16 protein-coding genes and 1 pseudogene are annotated in these 17,267 nt (G+C 71.1%); 9 read left to right on the top strand and 8 right to left on the bottom strand.

What is annotated here, in order from left to right:
• Positions 1 to 26: 26 nt before the first annotated feature.
• The 3 genes and pseudogenes from ABD951_RS11345 to ABD951_RS11335 form a co-directional block, all read left to right on the top strand.
• The gene (locus tag ABD951_RS11345; protein ID WP_345344746.1) at positions 27 to 644 is read left to right on the top strand and encodes a TetR/AcrR family transcriptional regulator; all 618 of its coding nucleotides are present in this window, start codon (positions 27 to 29) and stop codon (positions 642 to 644) included.
• Entirely contained in the window at positions 641 to 1,531 is an 891-nt protein-coding gene (locus ABD951_RS11340; protein WP_345344744.1) for an alpha/beta fold hydrolase, read from the top strand. The genes ABD951_RS11345 and ABD951_RS11340 overlap by 4 nt, the downstream gene beginning before the upstream one ends.
• Positions 1,532 to 1,600: 69 nt before the next feature.
• A pseudogene (locus tag ABD951_RS11335) lies at positions 1,601 to 1,793 on the top strand (IS481 family transposase); the annotation flags it as partial.
• A gap of 53 nt (positions 1,794 to 1,846) precedes the next feature.
• On the opposite strand, the gene ABD951_RS11330 reads toward ABD951_RS11335, so the two are convergent.
• The gene (locus ABD951_RS11330; RefSeq protein WP_345344742.1) at positions 1,847 to 2,431 is read right to left on the bottom strand and encodes a TetR/AcrR family transcriptional regulator; all 585 of its coding nucleotides are present in this window, start codon (positions 2,429 to 2,431) and stop codon (positions 1,847 to 1,849) included.
• 28 nt (positions 2,432 to 2,459) lie between these two features.
• On the bottom strand, positions 2,460 to 3,227 hold the full coding sequence (locus ABD951_RS11325) for an SDR family NAD(P)-dependent oxidoreductase (protein WP_345344740.1): 768 nt from the start codon (positions 3,225 to 3,227) through the stop codon (positions 2,460 to 2,462).
• Positions 3,228 to 3,309: 82 nt separating this feature from the next.
• On the opposite strand from ABD951_RS11325, the gene ABD951_RS11320 reads away from it, so the two are divergent.
• The gene (locus ABD951_RS11320) at positions 3,310 to 3,993 is read left to right on the top strand and encodes a TetR/AcrR family transcriptional regulator (protein WP_345344738.1); all 684 of its coding nucleotides are present in this window, start codon (positions 3,310 to 3,312) and stop codon (positions 3,991 to 3,993) included.
• 262 nt (positions 3,994 to 4,255) lie between these two features.
• Positions 4,256 to 4,750, top strand: coding sequence for a hypothetical protein (locus ABD951_RS11315; RefSeq protein ID WP_345344736.1), 495 nt, complete (start codon positions 4,256 to 4,258; stop codon positions 4,748 to 4,750).
• 23 nt (positions 4,751 to 4,773) lie between these two features.
• Here the strand turns inward: ABD951_RS11315 and ABD951_RS11310 are convergent, their stop codons facing one another.
• A complete protein-coding gene (locus ABD951_RS11310; protein ID WP_345344734.1) occupies positions 4,774 to 6,525 on the bottom strand; it encodes a glycerol-3-phosphate dehydrogenase/oxidase in 1,752 nt (583 codons plus the stop codon).
• Between the two features lie 99 nt (positions 6,526 to 6,624).
• Between ABD951_RS11310 and glpK the strand changes: the two genes are divergently transcribed.
• A complete protein-coding gene (gene glpK / locus ABD951_RS11305; RefSeq protein ID WP_345344798.1) occupies positions 6,625 to 8,076 on the top strand; it encodes a glycerol kinase GlpK in 1,452 nt (483 codons plus the stop codon).
• Here the strand turns inward: glpK and ABD951_RS11300 are convergent.
• Together ABD951_RS11300 and ABD951_RS11295 are read right to left on the bottom strand one after the other, a co-directional pair.
• A complete protein-coding gene (locus ABD951_RS11300; RefSeq protein WP_345344796.1) occupies positions 8,058 to 9,242 on the bottom strand; it encodes an aminotransferase-like domain-containing protein in 1,185 nt (394 codons plus the stop codon). The two genes, glpK and ABD951_RS11300, sit on opposite strands and share 19 nt — an antisense overlap.
• A 231-nt stretch (positions 9,243 to 9,473) precedes the next feature.
• Positions 9,474 to 10,877 carry an NAD(P)H-quinone dehydrogenase gene (locus tag ABD951_RS11295; protein WP_345344732.1) on the bottom strand — a complete coding sequence of 468 codons (1,404 nt, stop codon included), beginning with the start codon at positions 10,875 to 10,877 and terminating at the stop codon, positions 9,474 to 9,476.
• Between the two features lie 206 nt (positions 10,878 to 11,083).
• Here ABD951_RS11295 and ABD951_RS11290 point away from each other — a divergent pair, with 206 nt between their 5' ends.
• Complete coding sequence (locus ABD951_RS11290; RefSeq protein WP_345344730.1) at positions 11,084 to 11,560, top strand: gamma-glutamylcyclotransferase family protein; 477 nt, start codon at positions 11,084 to 11,086, stop codon at positions 11,558 to 11,560.
• A gap of 40 nt (positions 11,561 to 11,600) precedes the next feature.
• Here the strand turns inward: ABD951_RS11290 and ABD951_RS11285 are convergent, their stop codons facing one another.
• The 3 genes from ABD951_RS11285 to ABD951_RS11275 all read right to left on the bottom strand — a co-directional run bounded on the left by ABD951_RS11285 (position 11,601) and on the right by ABD951_RS11275 (position 14,812).
• A complete protein-coding gene (locus ABD951_RS11285; RefSeq protein WP_345344728.1) occupies positions 11,601 to 12,773 on the bottom strand; it encodes a M20 family metallopeptidase in 1,173 nt (390 codons plus the stop codon).
• A complete protein-coding gene (locus ABD951_RS11280) occupies positions 12,770 to 14,029 on the bottom strand; it encodes a M20 family metallopeptidase (protein ID WP_345344726.1) in 1,260 nt (419 codons plus the stop codon). The genes ABD951_RS11285 and ABD951_RS11280 overlap by 4 nt, the downstream gene beginning before the upstream one ends.
• An 84-nt stretch (positions 14,030 to 14,113) precedes the next feature.
• Positions 14,114 to 14,812: an enoyl-CoA hydratase/isomerase family protein gene (locus ABD951_RS11275; RefSeq protein ID WP_345344724.1), complete on the bottom strand. Its 699-nt coding sequence runs from the start codon at positions 14,810 to 14,812 to the stop codon at positions 14,114 to 14,116.
• A 51-nt stretch (positions 14,813 to 14,863) separates the two neighbouring features.
• On the opposite strand from ABD951_RS11275, the gene ABD951_RS11270 reads away from it, so the two are divergent.
• A complete protein-coding gene (locus ABD951_RS11270; protein WP_345344722.1) occupies positions 14,864 to 15,649 on the top strand; it encodes a purine-nucleoside phosphorylase in 786 nt (261 codons plus the stop codon).
• Positions 15,646 to 17,259 carry a phospho-sugar mutase gene (locus tag ABD951_RS11265; protein WP_425569828.1) on the top strand — a complete coding sequence of 538 codons (1,614 nt, stop codon included), beginning with the start codon at positions 15,646 to 15,648 and terminating at the stop codon, positions 17,257 to 17,259. Before ABD951_RS11270 ends, ABD951_RS11265 begins: the two co-directional genes overlap by 4 nt.
• The last annotated feature ends 8 nt before the right edge of the window (positions 17,260 to 17,267 follow it).

The raw sequence follows: 17,267 nt of genomic DNA, 5'->3' as shown, positions 1-17,267 counted from the left end.
ACGGTCAACGAGAGATCGAGATCCTCATGGCCGTGAACTCGCTGCTCGCCGAGGTCGGCTACGAAGGCGTCACCTTCGAGGAGGTGGCCCGCCGGGCGGGCGCATCCAAGGCCACCCTCTACAGACGCTGGAAGTCCAAGAGAGACATGGTGGTTGCCGCCCTGAAAGCGGGTCCCGCACGCCGCGACGAGCCAGATGAGGTCAACACCGGAAGCTTGCGCGGTGACCTGCTCGCCCTGTGTCGCCGTCTCGTGCAGTCCATGCGCTCCGCAGACGGCCAGACCGCGATGCTGCTGCTTCAAGCGGGTCTCGAGGACCCCGAACTGTGCGAGGAAATCGAACGATCCGTCGGGCCGACCGGGGCCCGGCTACCGAAGCCGGTCGTTCAGGCGGCGGTCAGTCGTGGGGAGCTACCCGAGGGCGTCGACCCGTTCCCGTTCGAGGAGGTCGCCGGCGCCGTCATCCTGCTCCGGCGACTCAACGGACTGGAGATCGACGACCACTACCTCGAAGCCCTCGTCGACACCGTCCTGATCCCCGCACTTCACGCCACACCGTGCGCGGAGCAGTCGCTTCCCGCGGGCATCTTCTCGGGCCATCCGGCTGCCAAACCGACCCACACGATCACGAAGGACACTCCATGAACCGGTTGACCATCGACGGATTCCGATACCAGACACTCCCTGGAGACGAAGAAGTCGGCCTCAACGTCGCCGTGGCCGGCGCGGGGCCCGCGATCATCCTCCTCCACGGATTCCCACAGACCCACTACATGTGGCGCCACGTCGCACACGAACTCGCCGCGCAACACACGATCATCGTCCCCGACCTGCGCGGATACGGCGAAAGCGCCAAGCCGGCAGAACAGGGCCCAGTGACCTACTCGAAGAGGACCATGGCCCGAGACATCCTGCGCGTAGCCGAAGCACTCGGTCACGACCGTTTCGGCCTGGTCGGCCACGACCGAGGCGCCCTCGTCGGTGTTCGCGCAGGACTCGACAATCCGGACTCGGTGCAGTTTCTCGGGATCCTCGACGTCCTGCCCACCTTGGACACTTGGGACGTCCTGCACGGCGTAGATGCCAAGGTCGCCTGGCACCTTTACCTCATGGCCCAGCCCACGGGTCTCCCAGAGAAGATGATCAACGCCGTCGGACCCGAGTTCTTCGGCTCGTTCCTCGATGCCTGGGACACCGATGGTTCAACCTTCACGCCCGAGGTTCGCCGGCACTACATCGACAGCTCGGTGAATGCGGTGGACTCCATCGTCGCCGACTACCGCGCCACCGCGAGCATCGACCTCGACATGGACCGTAAGGACCGCGACGCGGGAAAGCAGCTCACCATGCCCGTCGGAGTAGTTTCCCAGGACTGGGGCTCCCAGCTGGGGTTCGACGCCGCGTCGCTCTGGCGGGCATGGGCGCCTGATCTGACGTATCAGCCCATCCAGGCGGGCCACTTCATGGCCGAAGAGAAGCCCGCCGAAATCGCGCGCTTCATCCGCGACCTCGCCGCCCGCACCCACCTCTGACGTCAACGCACACGAAGGGGCCAGCAAACTTCGAGTGGGCTGGCCCCTTCTTCGTGCCGGAAACAGCGCATGACGCACCCCAACGCCTCCCTGACACCCCAAGCACCGGCTGGTTGTCGCGCGTCTCGTTGTCGACGATTGACGGCCGACCAGTGAGGTCGCCGCCCGATTCCAGGTGTCCTGGACCACACAAATCAAACGCTGGGTCGATCCGGCGAGTCCATGCAAGACCGTTCCGCACGTCCTTGCACCAGCCCAACACGACCCGAGCAACCAGCACGAAGCACACTTGATCAACGTGTCCGATCACCACGACTAGGGCTTGCTCGCCCGGTCGAGCAGGCCGAGGCAGTGCCGGATCAGCCGCTCGCGCGGCACCGTGACGGTGCCGTCGAGACAGCCGATGAACAGGCTCGTCAGTGCGCCGACCAGGCCGATGGCGCGCAGCGCCCGCTCGTCCGGGTCGGACACGCCTCCAAGCTGATCCTGTACCAGCGCAACGAAACTCGGCGCCAGTGCGAGGCCTCGGCCACCCAGCGCGGGTTCGCGGAGCGGCGCCAGCAGCAGCACCCGGCCCACCTCGGGATGGTCGAGGACCAGGGCGACGAACGCACCGACCGCGAGCTGCGCCGTCTCGGCGGGCGTGCTCGCCCCGGTGACCGCGGCCACGAGCGTGGCGCGGGCTTGCTCGCCGACCTCGGCGTAGACCGCGCGCACGTACTCGTCGCGGTCCGGGAAACTCTCGTAGAAGTATCGCTCGGTCAGCCCGGTGGCCCGGCAGGCGGCGCGCACGCTCACCGCGGGACCGTCGGCGGCGCCGAGCAGCGCCACCCCGACCTCGAGCAGGCGCGTCCGCCGATGCAGTCGGCGCTGGTCGAGGTCGGGGCGGCGGGTGTTCATCGCACCCGAGTGTATGCGCAGGCACGCATCACATGTGGGTGCCGCCGTCGATGCGAATCTCGGTGCCGGTGACGAACTTTCCGTCGTCCGAGGCGAGCATCGCGATGACGCCGGCGACGTCCTCCGGCGGCGCGAAGCCGTTGCCGATCCACGGGTACAGCTTGCCGATCAGGGTCGGGTCGACGCCCTCCTCCGGGAAGCCCGGGTTGCTGGTCATGCCGGAGGCGATGGAGCCCGGCTCGACCGCGACCGCGCGCAGCCCCTGCTTGGCGTACTCGAGCGCGATCGCGTGGGTGAACGACCGGATGCCGCCCTTGGTCGCCGCGTACGCCGCCATGTACGGGTGCGCGAAGTGCGCGGAGGTGGAGCTGAAGTTCACGACGACGCCCTGGCCGTTCTCCAGCAGCGCAGGCAGCGCCTGCCGGGTCACCAGGAAGGTGCCGGTCAGGTTGATGCCGACCACGGTGTTCCAGAAGTCCAGCGAGGTCTCCGCGGTGTGCGAGGACCGCAGGATGCCGGCGGCGTTGACCAGCACCTGCAGGCCGCCGAGCCGCTCGATGGCCCCGCCGATGTTCTCTCGGACCGAGTCCTCGCTGGAGATGTCGACGACCGCGAGGCTCAGGCGGTCGGCGGTCCCGGCCTCCTCGGCCCGCTGGCGCGTGACCTCGAGCCCCGCTTCGTTGATGTCGGCAGCGACGACGACGCCGCCCTCCTCCAGGATCCGGGCCACTGTGGCCTGGCCGATGCCCGATCCCGCGCCGGTGACGATCACCTTGCGCCCGTCGAAGCGATTCATGTTCAGCACTCCTTCTCGTCCGCGATGTCGATTGCTACTTGCACGCTACGCCGGAGTGGCACAACGTGCCATGATGGTGTCCATGGCGGACCCGATTGCGCAAGACCCCCTCTCGCTGACCGAACGGCGCAAGGCGCAGACCCAGCTCGAGATCGCGCGCTGTGCGGCCGAGCTGTTCTCCGAACGCGGGGCCGCCGGGGTCACCGCCGAGGACGTCGCGACCGCGGCCGGGATCAGCCTGCGAACGTTCTACCGCTACTTCCGGACCAAGGAGGAGGCGATCATGCCCCTGCTCTCCGGCGGTGTCGCGGACTGGATCGCCGACCTCGCCGCCACCGAGCCGGGAGTGCCTGCGGCCCTCGCACTGGAGAACTCGGCGCGTCGCGCGCTGTCCCGCGAGGACGACTTCAGCGTCGAGTCGCTGCGGCTCAGTCTCGGTCTGCTGCGGGCGGTGCCCGGGGACCCGGCGCTGCTGTCGGTGTGGCTGCGTGTCGTCCACGACACCGAGGAGGCCCTGGTCTCGGTGCTCGGCGACCTGATGGGCCCGGAGGCCGACCCGGTCGACGTCCGGCTGATGGCGGTGGCAGGCAACACCGCGATGCGCATGGCGGTCCAGACCTGGGCGGGCACGGGCGACGGCAATGCCGACGGCAACCGGGTCGCGAGCCCCGCCGACATCGCGGTCCGCTGCATCCGCACCCTCACCGCCGGACTGACGCCCCGGTCTCGGCCCCGGGTACGACCCGACGTCCGCCCGCGGTCGTAGTCGGATTCACGGGGTTTTCACACCTGGCTCCGATGTGCGTCACGGGCTGCGGCGGCATCGTGGACGATGTCGAACCCACCCAGCATCGGAGGCATCCCGTGATCACCGCCGCCGCCACCCTCGCCGCGCTGCTCGTGATGGCGATCTCCGTTCCCGCCGCCAAGACGGTTCCGCGCTCGGTGGTGCGAACGAACTGATCCCCGGCACCCCGTATCGGTGGGCCCCGGGCGGGGCCGCCCCGTCTCGTGCGAAGCTGTGGTCCATGCCGCGACCACCACTGCCCGTCGAGGACTACGCCAGCCGGATCAGTGCCTACGTCTACGGCAACATCCTGGTGCTGGCGGCACTGCTGCCACTGAACACCGCGAGCGTCGTGCACGCCGGCCTCGTCGTCATCGGCACGTCGATCTCGACGTTCATCGCGCACGCCTTCGCCGAATCCGTCGGCCGCAGCGCCCGCAGCGGACGCCCGCTCACCCCGGTCGAACGCATCCAGGAACTGCGGGACTCGGTGCCGGTTCTCACCTCCGGACTGGTCCCGGCCGCGGTCGTCGGCATGGGCGGCCTCGGCTGGCTCGAGCTGAGCACCGCGCTGCTGATCGCCGAGATCTGGGTCGTCACCCGCATCGCGGGCACCAGTTACGTGATCACCCGGCTACGCGGGGAACGCCCGAACCGCGGCACCCTCGCCACCTCGATCGTGCTGGCCGTCGTTGCAATCGTGATCGTCGTGATCAAGGTGCTCCTGACCCACTGAACCACCGGGCGTCGGGCACCGGGTCAGCGTGAAATCGGCACCGGCTCCAGGATTTCCGCCCGCGCCTCGGGCGCGGCGGCCCGCAGCGCGTCCGCCGACTCGTCGTCGGGCTGACGCTGCGACTCGACCTCGGCCAGCACCCGCGCCCGGTACGTCTCGACCTCCCGGTCCACCCGCGCCTGGTCCCAGCCCAGCACCGGCGCGACGAGCTCCGCGACCTGCTCGGCACAGTTCACCCCGCGGTGCGGGTACTCGATCGAGATCCGCATCCGCCGGGCGAGGATGTCCTCGAGGTGCAACGCGCCCTCCGCGGCCGCCGCGTACACCACCTCGACCTGCAGGTAGTCCGGCGCGTCGGTGAGCGGCTGCAACAGTTCGGGCGTCCGGGAACCGAGCTCGAGCACCTCGTGGATCAGCGACCCGTACCGGTCCAGGAGGTGCTTGACACGATAGGGGTGCAGTCCGTGCGCCTGCCCGACCTGCACGGTCTGATTGGCCAGTGCGAAGTAGCCGTCGGCGCCGAGCAGCGGCACCTTCTCGGTGATCGACGGCGCCACCCGGGCCGGGATGTCCTCGGCCGCGAGATCGACTGCGTCCTCGGCCATCACCCGGTAGGTGGTGTACTTGCCGCCCGCGATCGCCACCATGCCCGGTGCGACCCGCGCGACCGCATGCTCCCGCGACAGCTTCGACGTCTCGTCCGACTCACCGGCGAGCAACGGCCGCAGCCCGGCGTAGACGCCGTCGATGTCGTCGTGGGTGAGCGGGGTGACGAGCACCTTGTTCACGTGCCCGAGGATGTAGTCGATGTCGGCCTTGGTCGCCGCCGGGTGCGCGAGATCGAGATTCCAGTCGGTGTCGGTGGTCCCGATGATCCAGTGCCCGCCCCACGGGATCACGAACAGCACCGACTTCTCGGTGCGCAGGATGATCGCGGCCTCGCTGACGATCCGGTCGCGGGGCACCACGATGTGGACGCCCTTGCTGGCCCGCACCCGGAACCGGCCCCGCTGGTTGGACAGTGCCTGGATCTCGTCGGTCCAGACCCCGGCCGCGTTGATCACGACGTGCCCGCGCACCTCGGCGGTCGAGCCGTCCTCCGAATCCCGCACCCGCACACCCGAAACCCGGTCCGCCTCCCGCAGGAACCCGACCACCTGGGTGGAGGTCCGCACGACCGCCCCGTAGTGGGCCGCGGTGCGGGCGACGGTCATCGTGTGCCGTGCGTCGTCGACGACGGTGTCGTAGTAGCGGATTCCGCCGATCAGCGCGGTGCGCTTGAGCCCCGGCGCCCGGCGCAGGGCCCCCGACCGGGTGAAGTGCTTCTGCGGCGGCACCGACTTCGCGCCGCCCATCTGGTCGTACAGGAAGATTCCGGCCGCGATGTACGGACGCTCCCACACCCGATGGGTGAGCGGGAACAGGAATTCGAGCGGTTTCACCAGGTGCGGCGCCAACGTGGTCAGCGACAGCTCCCGCTCGCGCAACGCCTCACGCACCAAACCGAATTCGAGCTGTTCGAGGTAGCGCAGACCGCCGTGGAACATCTTCGAGGACCGCGAGGAGGTCCCGGACGCGAAGTCGCGGGCCTCGACCAGCGCCACCTTCAGGCCCCGGGTCGCGGCGTCGAGAGCCGCGCCGGCACCGACGACACCACCTCCGACGACCACGACGTCGAACTGCTCGGACTGCAACTGCTCCCACGCCTTCCGGCGCTGCGCGGGACCGAGCGGCTGGGTCGGGTACGGAAACTGTTCTCCCGGCGCTGTGCTCATGCGAGCTCCTGTGCTTTGTCGGCGGACACGGCACAAGGCTAGTAGCTTCGAGGCGTGTATGTCGCCGCCATCGACCAGGGCACCACCTCGAGCCGCTGCATGATCTTCGATCACGGGGGCCACGTCGTGTCGTCCGCGCAGCAGGAACACCGCCAGATCTTCCCCCGGGCCGGGTGGGTCGAGCACGACGCCGCCGAGATCTGGCGCACGACCCGCGAGGTCGTCGCGGCGGCGCTCGCGAAGAAGGACCTCACCCGCGACGACATCGTCGCGATCGGCATCACCAACCAGCGCGAGACCACCGTGGTCTGGGACCGGGCGACCGGTGCACCGGTGTACAACGCGATCGTGTGGCAGGACACCCGCACCGACCACCTGTGCGAGGAGCTCGCCGACGGTCAGGGTCCGGACCGCTACCGCCAGGCGACCGGGCTGCCGCTGTCGACGTACTTCTCCGGACCGAAACTGCGCTGGATCCTCGACAACGTCGAGGGGGTCCGCGCCCGCGCCGAGGCCGGGGACCTGTGTTTCGGCACGATGGACAGCTGGATCCTGTGGAACCTCACCGGGGGTCCGGACGGTGGTGTGCACGCCACCGACGTCACGAACGCGTCCCGCACGATGCTGATGAACCTGCACACCCTCGCCTGGGACGAGCAGATCTGCGCCGACATGCGCATCCCGATGTCGATGCTGCCGCAGATCCGCAGTTCGTCCGGGCCGTACGGCACCGCCCGGGAGCGCGGCACGCTCGGCGGGGTCCCGGTCGCCGGCATCCTCGGCGACCAGCAGGCCGCCACGTTCGGGCAGGCGTGCCTGAGCCCGGGCGAGGCGAAGAACACCTACGGCACCGGAAACTTCCTGCTGCTCAACACCGGAACGACGCCGGTGCACAGCAGGCACGGGCTGCTCACCACCGTCTGCTACCGGATCGGGGAGGCGCCGCCGGTCTACGCGCTGGAGGGCTCGGTCGCCGTCACCGGGTCACTGGTGCAGTGGCTGCGCGACAACCTGGGCATCATCGACTCGGCTCAGGAGGTCGAACTGCTGGCCGCGACGGTCCCGGACAACGGCGGCACCTACTTCGTCCCGGCGTTCTCGGGACTGTTCGCGCCGCGGTGGCGTCCGGATGCCCGGGGGGCGATCGTCGGCCTGACCCGGTTCGTGAACAAGGGGCACCTCGCGCGCGCCGCACTCGAGGCCACCGCCTTCCAGACCCGCGAGGTGATCGAGGCGGCCGAAGCCGACTCCGGCGTCGCGCTGACCTCCCTCAAGGTCGACGGCGGCATGGTGCTCAACAACACGCTGATGCAGTTCCAGTCCGACATCCTCGACGTCCCGGTGATCCGGCCCGTCGTCAACGAGACCACCGCGCTCGGCGCCGCCTACGCGGCCGGCCTGGCGGTCGGCTTCTGGAGTTCCGAGGACGACATCCGCGCGAACTGGGAGGTCGGCCACACCTGGACGCCGAACATGCCTGCCGAGCAACGGGATCGGCTGTACCGGGAGTGGAACAAGGCCGTCGAACGCACCTACTCCTGGGTGGACTGACCCCCCGCGGCACCAGGAATCGGCGCGCGGTGCGCCGCGGCCAGCCGTGCGACGGCGTCCTCGAGCCGGTCGGAGGTGTTCGTCGTGAAACACAGGCGGGCGGCCCCGCGGTCGACGCCCTCGACCGCGAACGCCGACCCCGGCACGAACGCGACCCCGTGGTCCAACGCCACCGGCAGCAGCGCGTCGGCGTCGGTGCCGTCGACGAATTCCAGCCACCCGAACATGCCGCCGTCGATCGCGCCGAGGGTCGCGACGCCGCCGAGCTCGCGCGCGACCGCGGACCGCAGCGCCGCCGCCCGGCGGCCGTACTCGTCGCGCAGCCCCGTCAGGTGCGCATCGAGCCACGGCTCGTCGGCGAGCAACTCGGCGGCGATCTCCTGCGTCAGCCGCGAGTCGCACAGGTCCGCTCCCTGCTTGACCAGCTCGACCGCCGCGCAGACGTCGGGCATGGCCACCATCGCGCCGACACGGAGCGCGGGCGCGAGCGTCTTGGACACGCTGGACAGCCGGATCACCCGATCGAAATGGGCTGCAACGGGTTCCGGCGGCGGACCACCGTGGTACAGCTCACCGTACGGGTCGTCCTCGACGACACGGAAGCCGTACCGGTCGGCGAGTCCGACCAGTTCGCGACGCCGCGCGGCGGACATGGTCACACCCCGCGGATTGTGGAACGTGGCGACGGTGTGCACCAGCACCGGCCGCTCCCCCGCGGACAGCAGGTCGGCGAGCCGGTCGACGCGCATGCCGTCCGCGTCGAGCGGAACGGTCAGGATCCGGGCCTGCGCGGCCCGCAGCACCTGCAGCGCGCCGGTGTAGGCCGGTTCCTCGACGACAACGGTGGCACCGGGGTCGAGCAGCACCTGGGCGAGCAGGCTCAGCGCCTGCTGGGAACCGTGGGTGATCACCACCCGCGCCGCGTCGACCGGCGCGGACAGTCGCACCGACTCCCGGGCCGCGACGACCTCGCGCAGCGAGCGCAGGCCCGCGGTCTCGGTGTACTGCAGTGCGTCCGCGGAGTGCAGCACCCGAGCGGTGACATCTCGGATGCGTTCACGCGGAACGAGATCCGGGTCGGGCAGGCCGCCGGCGAGACTGACGACGTCGGGGCGGGCGGTGACCGCGAGCAGGTCGCGGATCGCGGACGACCGCAGCGCCGCCATGCGGCGGGCGAGCGGCGGGGACACAGGAAACGCAGTGGACACGGCAACCCCCTTGGGCGCGGACGAAGTTCTTCGAACGTCCTGTCGCCGGCGGATCCACGGGGCGGAAGGCACGGATGGCGGCCGGGGGTGCCCGACCGGCCTTCCACTGTTTCACGCCACGTTCGACATGTGAACCACAGCGCTCACATGTTGGGATCGATGCGTCGCCCCACTCCGGCGCCGCACCCCTCAGTCCAGGTCGTCGTGCCTCATCAGCTGGCGGGCGGCCTCGGTGATCGACCCCGACAGCGACGGGTACACCGAGAAGGTCTGCGCCAGGTCGTTGACCGACAGGTTGTTCTGGACCGCGATCGCGATCGGCAGGATCAGCTCGGACGCGGTCGGGGCGACGACGACGCCGCCGATCACGACACCGGTGGCGGGGCGGCAGAAGATCTTCACGAAGCCACGGCGCAGACTCGACATCTTCGCGCGCGGGTTCGTGTTCAGCGGCAGCATCACGGTCCGGGCGGGCACCTCGCCGTTGTCGATCGAGGCCTGGCTGACGCCGACATTCGCGATCTCGGGGCGGGTGAACACCGCGGACGCGACGGTCTTGAGCTTGATCGGGCTGACACCCTCACCGAGTGCGTGGTACATCGCGATCCGGCCCTGCATCGCCGCGACCGAGGCCAACGGCAGCAGTCCGGTGCAGTCACCGGCGGCGTAGATGCCGGACACCGAGGTCCGGGAAACCCGATCGACGCGCAGGTAGCCGCCCTGGTCCAGTTCGATGCCGACCTTCTCGAGTCCGAGTCCGGACGTGTTCGGCGTGGAACCGACGGTCATCAGGGCGTGGCTGCCGGTCACGGTGCGGCCGTCCGAGAGCCGGACGACGATCCCGTCCCCGGTGCGTTCGACGACGTCGGCGCGGGCGTGCTTGACCAGCGTGACACCGCGCTCGGACAGCGCCTCCTCGAGCACCATCGCGGCGTCGGCGTCCTCGTGCGGCAGCACCCGGTCCCGGCTCGAGACCATCGTCACCTGCACGCCCATCTCGGTGTACGCGGACACGAATTCGGCACCGGTGACACCCGAACCCACCACCACCAGGTGCTCGGGCAGCGTCTCGAGGTCGTAGAGCTGGCGCCAGTTCAGGATCCGCTCGCCGTCCGGCCTCGCCCCGGGCAGCACCCGCGGCGACGCCCCGGTCGCGATCAGCACGACGTCGGCGTCGAGGACCCGCTCGCCACCGGCGGCGAGGGTGGCCTTGACCTGGTGGGACGCCATTCCGATGACCGGGTCGATCAGCTCCGCGGTGCCGGAGAGCACCTCGACACCGGCGGTCTGCAGCTTGTCGCGGATGTCGGCGGACTGCGCCTGGGCGAGGCTCTTGACTCGGGAGTGGATCTGCGGGAGCGAGATCGTCGCCTGGGACGGATCGAGCGCGATCCCCAGGTCGGTGGCCCGCCGCATGTCGGTGCGCACCCCGGTCGAGGCGATGAACGTCTTCGAGGGCACGCAGTCCCAGAGCACGCACGCGCCACCGACGCCGTCCGAATCGACCAGGGAGACCTCCGCCCCGTGCTGCGCTGCGACGAGTGCCGCCTCGTAGCCGGCGGGCCCGCCGCCAATGATCACGATCCGGGTCATGCGTCCTCCATGTTTCGGCAGCGTGTGCACACTTCTCGGTGCATCCACGCTATTCCACCGCTCCGCCGCGCCGCACATCGGTGCGGCGGCGATGCGCCGAATGGTGTCGATTCTGCTGTGTACGGTTGCCGCGCCCGCACCGGTCCGGCGGCGGCCGATTCCCCGTGCGGTTCGAAGCCGGTCGCCGCACGGACTAGGCTTTCGCCGTGCCGATTTACGCCGCGTACGGATCCAACATGCACCCGGAGCAGATGCTCCAGCGCTGCCCGCACTCGCCGATGGCGGGAACGGGCTGGCTGAACGGCTGGCGCCTGACCTTCAGCGGCGAGGACATCGGCTGGGAGGGCGCCCTCGCGACGGTCGTCGAGGACCCCGACTCCCGGGTGTTCGTGGTGCTCTACGACGTCCCCGACGAGGACGAGGCCAGCCTGGACCGGTGGGAGGGCGCCGAACTCGGCATTCACCGCAAGATCCGGCTGCGGGTCGACACCGACGACGGCGACTCCGTCCTCGCCTGGCTGTACGTGCTCGACGCCTACGAGGGCGGTCTTCCCTCCGCCCGCTACCTGGGTGTGATGGCCGACGCCGCGGAGATCGCAGGCGCTCCCGCCGACTACGTCCGCGACCTGCGCACCCGCAACAGCCGCAACGTCGGCCCGGGCACGCCCGGCTACTCCGCCTGAGCGCGGCGAGCCGACCCCGGGGCACGTCGGCGGGCCGACCTCAGGGAACGGTCGGTTCCCCGCAGACGGCGAGGTTCGCCATCACCCGCACCCCCACCGCGAGGGCACGCTCGTCGAGGTCGAACGTCGGCTGGTGGATGTCGAGCTGTTCGCCGACACCGGACCACACGCCGAGCCGCGCCATCGCGCCCGGCACCTCTTCCAGGTACCAGGAGAAGTCCTCGCCGCCGCCGGACTGCGGGGTGTCGGACAGGGCGTCGGGGCCGAGCTGTGAGATCGCGTGCTCGAACATCCGGGTGGAGATCTCGTCGTTGACGACCGGCGGCACGCCCCGGCGGTAGTTCAACTCGTACCGGACGCCGGTCGGGGCGAGCAACCCGTGCACGATCTCCCGGACGAGCGGTTCGAGCAGCGCCCAGGTGTCGTGGTCACCGGTGCGGACGGTGCCGACGAGGCGGCCGGTCTGCGGGATGGCGTTCGGCGCCTGGCCCGCGCTGACCGCTCCCCACACCATCACGGTGCTGGTCCGGGGGTCGATCCGCCGGCTGAGCATGCCGGGCAGCCCGGTGATGACGGTGCCGAGCGCGTACACCAGGTCGGTGGTCAGGTGGGGACGCGAGGTGTGCCCGCCGGGCGAGTCGAGGAGCAGCTCGACGGTGTCCGCGGCCGAGGTGATCGCACCGAGCCGCACCCCGACGCGGCCGGCCGCGAGGCGGGGATCACAGTGCAGCGCAAAGATTCTCGACACGTCCTTCATCGCCCCGGTGGCGACGACGTCGAGCGCTCCGCCCGGCATCACCTCTTCGGCGGGCTGGAACACCAGGCGCACGCCGTACGGCAGCGGCTCGGGAGCCTGCGCGAGCGCGAGGCCGGTGCCGAGCAGGATGGTGGTGTGCGCGTCGTGTCCGCAGGCGTGCGAGACACCGGGCACGGTGGACGTGTACGGCGCGCCGGTGTCCTCCTGCAGGGGCAGTGCGTCCATGTCGGCCCGCAAGGCGACCCGGGCGCCGGTGTCGGGTCCGATGTCGCAGATCAGTCCGGTGCCGCCGGGCAGGATCCGGGGTTCGAGGCCGGCCGCGGTCAGCATGCCGGCGACGAACTCGGTGGTGGCGAATTCGTGCCGGGCCAGTTCCGGGTGGGCGTGGATGTGCCGGCGCCACGCGGACAGGTCGCCGGCGTGGCCGTCGACCCAGCGATCGATCCACCCGGTCACGACCGCCGCGCCTCTCGCTCGTGCGCGGAGCGGAGCGGAGCCGCCTCGCGGTGCGCGGACGCGGAGCCGGGAGCCGTCCCGTGCGCGGCCGGCGCGGTCCGCGCGGCCACGCCGTCGAGCAGGCGGGCTCGCTGCACCGGATCGGTGGCGGCGGCGATCGCGGTGCCGGCCAGCGCCCGCGCGCCGTCGAGCACGGCCCGGTCGGCCGAGGCGGTCACGCACGCGGCCGCGAACTCGGCCTGGTGCGTCACGGCGCCGGCGGACTCGATTCCGATCACCGGGTGTATCCCCGGAATCACATGCGTCACGTTTCCCATGTCGGTGCTGCCCAGCGGGCGCGCTCCTTCCCGGTCGGGCGGCAGCGGACTGCGGCCCATCGTCTCGATCAGTTCACGGTAGGCGCCGACCAGCCAGGGGTCGGGTCGAAGCTCCGCGTAATTCGGTGACACCGTTCGGATTTCGTGGGTGCATCCGGCGGCCAGGGCACCCGCCTCGAAGCACGCCAGTGCTCGACGGGTGAGCTCGTCGAGGGAGTCGGAGGTGCGCGCCCGCAGGTAGTACAGCATCTCGGTGCGGGCGGGCACGATGTTCGGAGCCACGCCGCCGTCGCTGACGATCCCGTGCATCTGCTGCCCCGGTGCGAGGTGCTGACGCAGCAGGCCGAGACCGACCTGCGCGACGGTCGCGGCGTCGGCGGCGTTGCGGCCGAGCTGAGGCGCCGCGGACGCGTGCGCTTCCCGCCCACTGAAGGTGACCGCGAGGTCGGCCATCGCGAGGGACGTGGCGCCGGCGATGTCCTCGGGACCCGGGTGCACCATCAACGCCATCGCCAGGTCGTCGAAGGCGCCGCGTTCGAGCATCAGGATCTTGCCGCCGCCGCTCTCCTCGGCGGGGGTCGCGATCACCCGGACGGTGAGGCCGAACCGCTCCGCGACCGGCGCGAGGGCGATGCCGGCGCCGACCGCCGCGGCGGCAATGACGTTGTGCCCGCAGGCATGCCCGATCTCGGGCAGCGCGTCGTACTCGGCGAAGATCCCGACGACCAGCTCGCCGTTGCCGTGGTCGGCGCGCAGCGCGGTCGGCAGGCCCGCGAACGGTGTGGTGACCTCGAATCCGTACCGGGACAGCACGTCCGCGGTCTTCGCGGCGCTCCGGTGTTCGGCGAAGGCCAGTTCCGGTTCGGCGTGGATGGAATGGGACAGCGCGATCAGGTCCGCCTGCGCGGCAGCGAGCGCGTCATCGACTTCCGGGGTCACCGCTCCAGGATATGCGGCCACGCCGCGGTGGTGCGCACGCGGAGGCACGTGCCTCCGCGTGCGCACCGCTGCGCGACGCGCGCCTCAGCCGAAGGCGAGGTTGCCCGGGTCGGTCTTGGTGGCGAGCGCGGTCACGATCGGCGCGTGGACGTCGGCCTTGATCTTCGCGAGATTCGGGCCGCGCAGCGTGGTGGTCGCGTTCGCGCGGGCGACCGCGGCGGCGAGGACGCCGTCGCCGTCGACGATCTCGTTGACGATTCCGGCGGCGAGGGCGTCGGGGCCGCCGAAGCGCCGGCTGGTGGTCATCGCCTCGACGGCGACGTGCCGCGGCAGCTGCAGCGTCATCAGCGCGTTCATCCCGACGGTGAACGGCATGTTCAGGTTGGCCTCGGGCAGGCAGTAGAAGCCGCGGTCGGCCCGCATCACCCGCAGGTCGCAGGACGTGGCGAGCATCGCGCCGGCACCGAAGGCGTGTCCGCCGATCGCGGCGACGGTGGTCATCGGGAACGTCAGGAGCCGACTGAACACGGTGTGGACCCGGTCGAGGTAGCCGTGGATCTCGCCGAGGTTGCCGAACAGCCAGTCGGTGTCGAGTCCGTTGGTGAAGAACTTGCCGGTGGCCGTCACCACGAGGGCGGCGGGGCCGGAGGTCGCCTCGACCTCGTCGAGAGCGGCGTGGAAGCGGTCCATCCAGTCCGGGTGGAAGCGGTTCTCGCTGTCGGTCCGGCCCGGGTCGCCGAGGTAGAGGATGTGGACGTCGCCGTCGCGCTCGAGGTAAGGCATGCCCGGATACTACCAACGAGTAACTTCCGGTGTCGGCATTACTCTTCCCTCATGGGCACCCCCGAACAACAGGCCGCGCAGGCCCTGGGCGATCGCACCGGAGTTCCGAAGCACGACGTCGCGGTCGTCCTCGGGTCCGGCTGGCAGGCCGCTGCCGACGCATTCGGTCACCCGACCGCGTCCGTGCCGATGAGCGAGCTCCCGGGCTTCGCCGCGCCGTCCGCGTCCGGGCACGCCGGGGCGGTGCGTTCCGTCCGCGTCGGCGACATGGCCGTCCTGGTGTTCCTGGGCCGCAGCCACGCCTACGAGGGCCACGAGCTGCGGACGGTCGTGCACCCGGTCCGCACCGCGGTCGCGGCCGGCGCCCACACCGTGGTCCTGACCAACGCCGCCGGCGGGATCCGCGCCGGCCTGCACGTCGGCCAGCCGGTGCTGATCAGCGACCACCTCAACCTCACGGCCCGCTCCCCGCTCGTCGGCGCACAGTTCGTCGACCTCGTCGACGCGTACTCGCCGCGACTGCGTGCCCTCGCCCGGTCCCTCGACCCCGGCCTGGAGGAGGGCGTGTACGCGGGACTGCCGGGCCCGCACTACGAGACCCCCGCCGAGATCCGGATGCTGCGCACCCTCGGCGCCGATCTCGTCGGCATGTCCACCGTGCACGAGACGATCGCCGCGCGGGCGCTGGGCGCGGAGGTGCTCGGCATCTCGCTGGTGACCAACCTCGCCGCCGGGATCACCGGCGAGAGCCTCGACCACGCCGAGGTGCTCGCCGCCGGGGCCGCGTCGGCCGGACGGATCGGGGCCCTCCTCCGGGATCTGGTGGCCGCGCTGTGAACCCGCAGTTGCGTGACCGCGTCGCCGACTGGATCGCCGGCGACCCGGATCCCGCCACCCGGGCCGAGCTCGCCACGCTCCCGGAGAGCGAACTGGCGGAACGCTTCTCGGCTCCGCTGACGTTCGGCACCGCGGGCCTGCGCGGACCGATCCGGGCCGGCCCGAGCGGAATGAACGTCGCGGTGGTCACGCGCACCACGGCCGGGATCGCGGCCTGGCTGCAGGCGCGGTGTCTCGGCGGCTCCGTCGTCGTGGTCGGGCGCGACGGGCGCCACGGCAGCGCGGTCTTCGCCACGACCGCGGCCGAGGTGCTCGCGGCCGCCGGGTTCTCGGTGCGGTACCTGCCCGGACCCACACCGACACCGATCCTCGCGTACGCGGTCCGCGCACTCGGGGCCCAGCTCGGCGTGCAGATCACCGCGTCCCACAATCCGGCGGCCGACAACGGCTACAAGGTCTACCTCGACGGTGGCGCGCAACTGATCTCGCCGGCGGACCGGGAGATCGAGGCCGCCGTCGCCGCGATCGGACCCGCCGCGGACGTCCCCCGCACCCCGGTGCATCCCGCCGAGGAGACCGGGCTGGTCCGGGACTACCTCGACCGGGCCGCCACCCTGCCACGCGGTTCGGAGCGCGATCTGCGCATCGCGCTCACTCCCCTGCACGGCGTCGGCGGCAAGGTGGCCGTCGAGGCCCTGCAGGCCGCCGGTTTCGCCGAGGTGCACACCGTCGCCGGCCAGTTCGCGCCCGATCCCGACTTCCCGACCGTCGCGTTCCCGAACCCCGAGGAGCCCGGCGCGACCGACGCCCTGCTGGAACTCGCCGCCCGGGTCGACGCCGACCTGGCGATCGCGCTGGACCCGGACGCCGACCGGTGTGCCGTCGGCGTCCCCGGCCCGGACGGCTGGCGGATGCTCACCGGCGACGAGACCGGAGCCCTGCTCGGCGACCACGTGCTCGCCACGCAGCCCGCGGGTTCGGATCCGCTGGTCGCGACCACGCTCGTGTCGTCGGCGCTGCTCGGCCGCATCGCCGCCGCGCGCGGGGCCAGATTCGCGCGGACCCTGACCGGGTTCAAGTGGCTGGTCCGGGCCGGCAGCGGCCTGGTGTACGCGTACGAGGAGGCGATCGGGCACTGCGTCGACCCCGACACCGTGCGGGACAAGGACGGGATGTCCGCGGCCGTGGTCGTCGCCGACCTCGCCGCCACCCTGAAGGCGCGGGGACGCACCCTGCTCGACGTGCTCGACGACCTGGCCGTCGAGTTCGGGGTGCACGCGACGGCACAGGTGTCGTGGCGTGTCGACAGCACCCGGGAGAGCGCCGCCGCGATGGACCGGTTGCGGTCCGATCCGCCGGCCGAGGTGGCGGGCGAGCCCGTGACCGCCGACGATCTGCTCGAGCGGCGCGGTCAGGACCGCACGGACGCCGTCGTCCTCACCGGGAGCCGGGTCCGCGTGGTGGTGCGGCCGTCGGGCACGGAACCGAAGCTCAAGTGCTACCTCGAGGTGGTCGAACCGGTCACCGACCGCGCGGACCTGCCCCGGGCCCGCGCCGCGGCGGCGGAGGCGCTGCGGGCCTGCGAACGATCCCTGCCCCACCCGGGTTGATCACGCAC

Origin of the sequence: Rhodococcus olei, from assembly GCF_039540555.1 — a bacterium.
Classification (GTDB): domain Bacteria; phylum Actinomycetota; class Actinomycetes; order Mycobacteriales; family Mycobacteriaceae; genus Rhodococcus_G; species Rhodococcus_G olei.
The sequence above is the reverse complement of the archived record's forward strand: the minus strand, read 5'-3'. Positions and strand labels throughout refer to the sequence as shown.

Bases quoted from the DNA above. Each gene is read 5' to 3' on its own strand.
- ABD951_RS11345 (WP_345344746.1), top strand. From the start codon at position 27: ATGGCCGTGAACTCGCTGCTCGCCGAGGTCGGCTACGAAGGCGTCACC.
- ABD951_RS11340 (WP_345344744.1), top strand. From the start codon at position 641: ATGAACCGGTTGACCATCGACGGATTCCGATACCAGACACTCCCTGGA.
- ABD951_RS11330 (WP_345344742.1), bottom strand. From the start codon at position 2,431: ATGAACACCCGCCGCCCCGACCTCGACCAGCGCCGACTGCATCGGCGG.
- ABD951_RS11325 (WP_345344740.1), bottom strand. From the start codon at position 3,227: ATGAATCGCTTCGACGGGCGCAAGGTGATCGTCACCGGCGCGGGATCG.
- ABD951_RS11320 (WP_345344738.1), top strand. From the start codon at position 3,310: ATGGCGGACCCGATTGCGCAAGACCCCCTCTCGCTGACCGAACGGCGC.
- ABD951_RS11315 (WP_345344736.1), top strand. From the start codon at position 4,256: ATGCCGCGACCACCACTGCCCGTCGAGGACTACGCCAGCCGGATCAGT.
- ABD951_RS11310 (WP_345344734.1), bottom strand. From the start codon at position 6,525: ATGAGCACAGCGCCGGGAGAACAGTTTCCGTACCCGACCCAGCCGCTC.
- glpK (WP_345344798.1), top strand. From the start codon at position 6,625: ATGATCTTCGATCACGGGGGCCACGTCGTGTCGTCCGCGCAGCAGGAA.
- ABD951_RS11300 (WP_345344796.1), bottom strand. From the start codon at position 9,242: ATGGCGGCGCTGCGGTCGTCCGCGATCCGCGACCTGCTCGCGGTCACC.
- ABD951_RS11295 (WP_345344732.1), bottom strand. From the start codon at position 10,877: ATGACCCGGATCGTGATCATTGGCGGCGGGCCCGCCGGCTACGAGGCG.
- ABD951_RS11275 (WP_345344724.1), bottom strand. From the start codon at position 14,812: ATGCCTTACCTCGAGCGCGACGGCGACGTCCACATCCTCTACCTCGGC.
- ABD951_RS11270 (WP_345344722.1), top strand. From the start codon at position 14,864: ATGGGCACCCCCGAACAACAGGCCGCGCAGGCCCTGGGCGATCGCACC.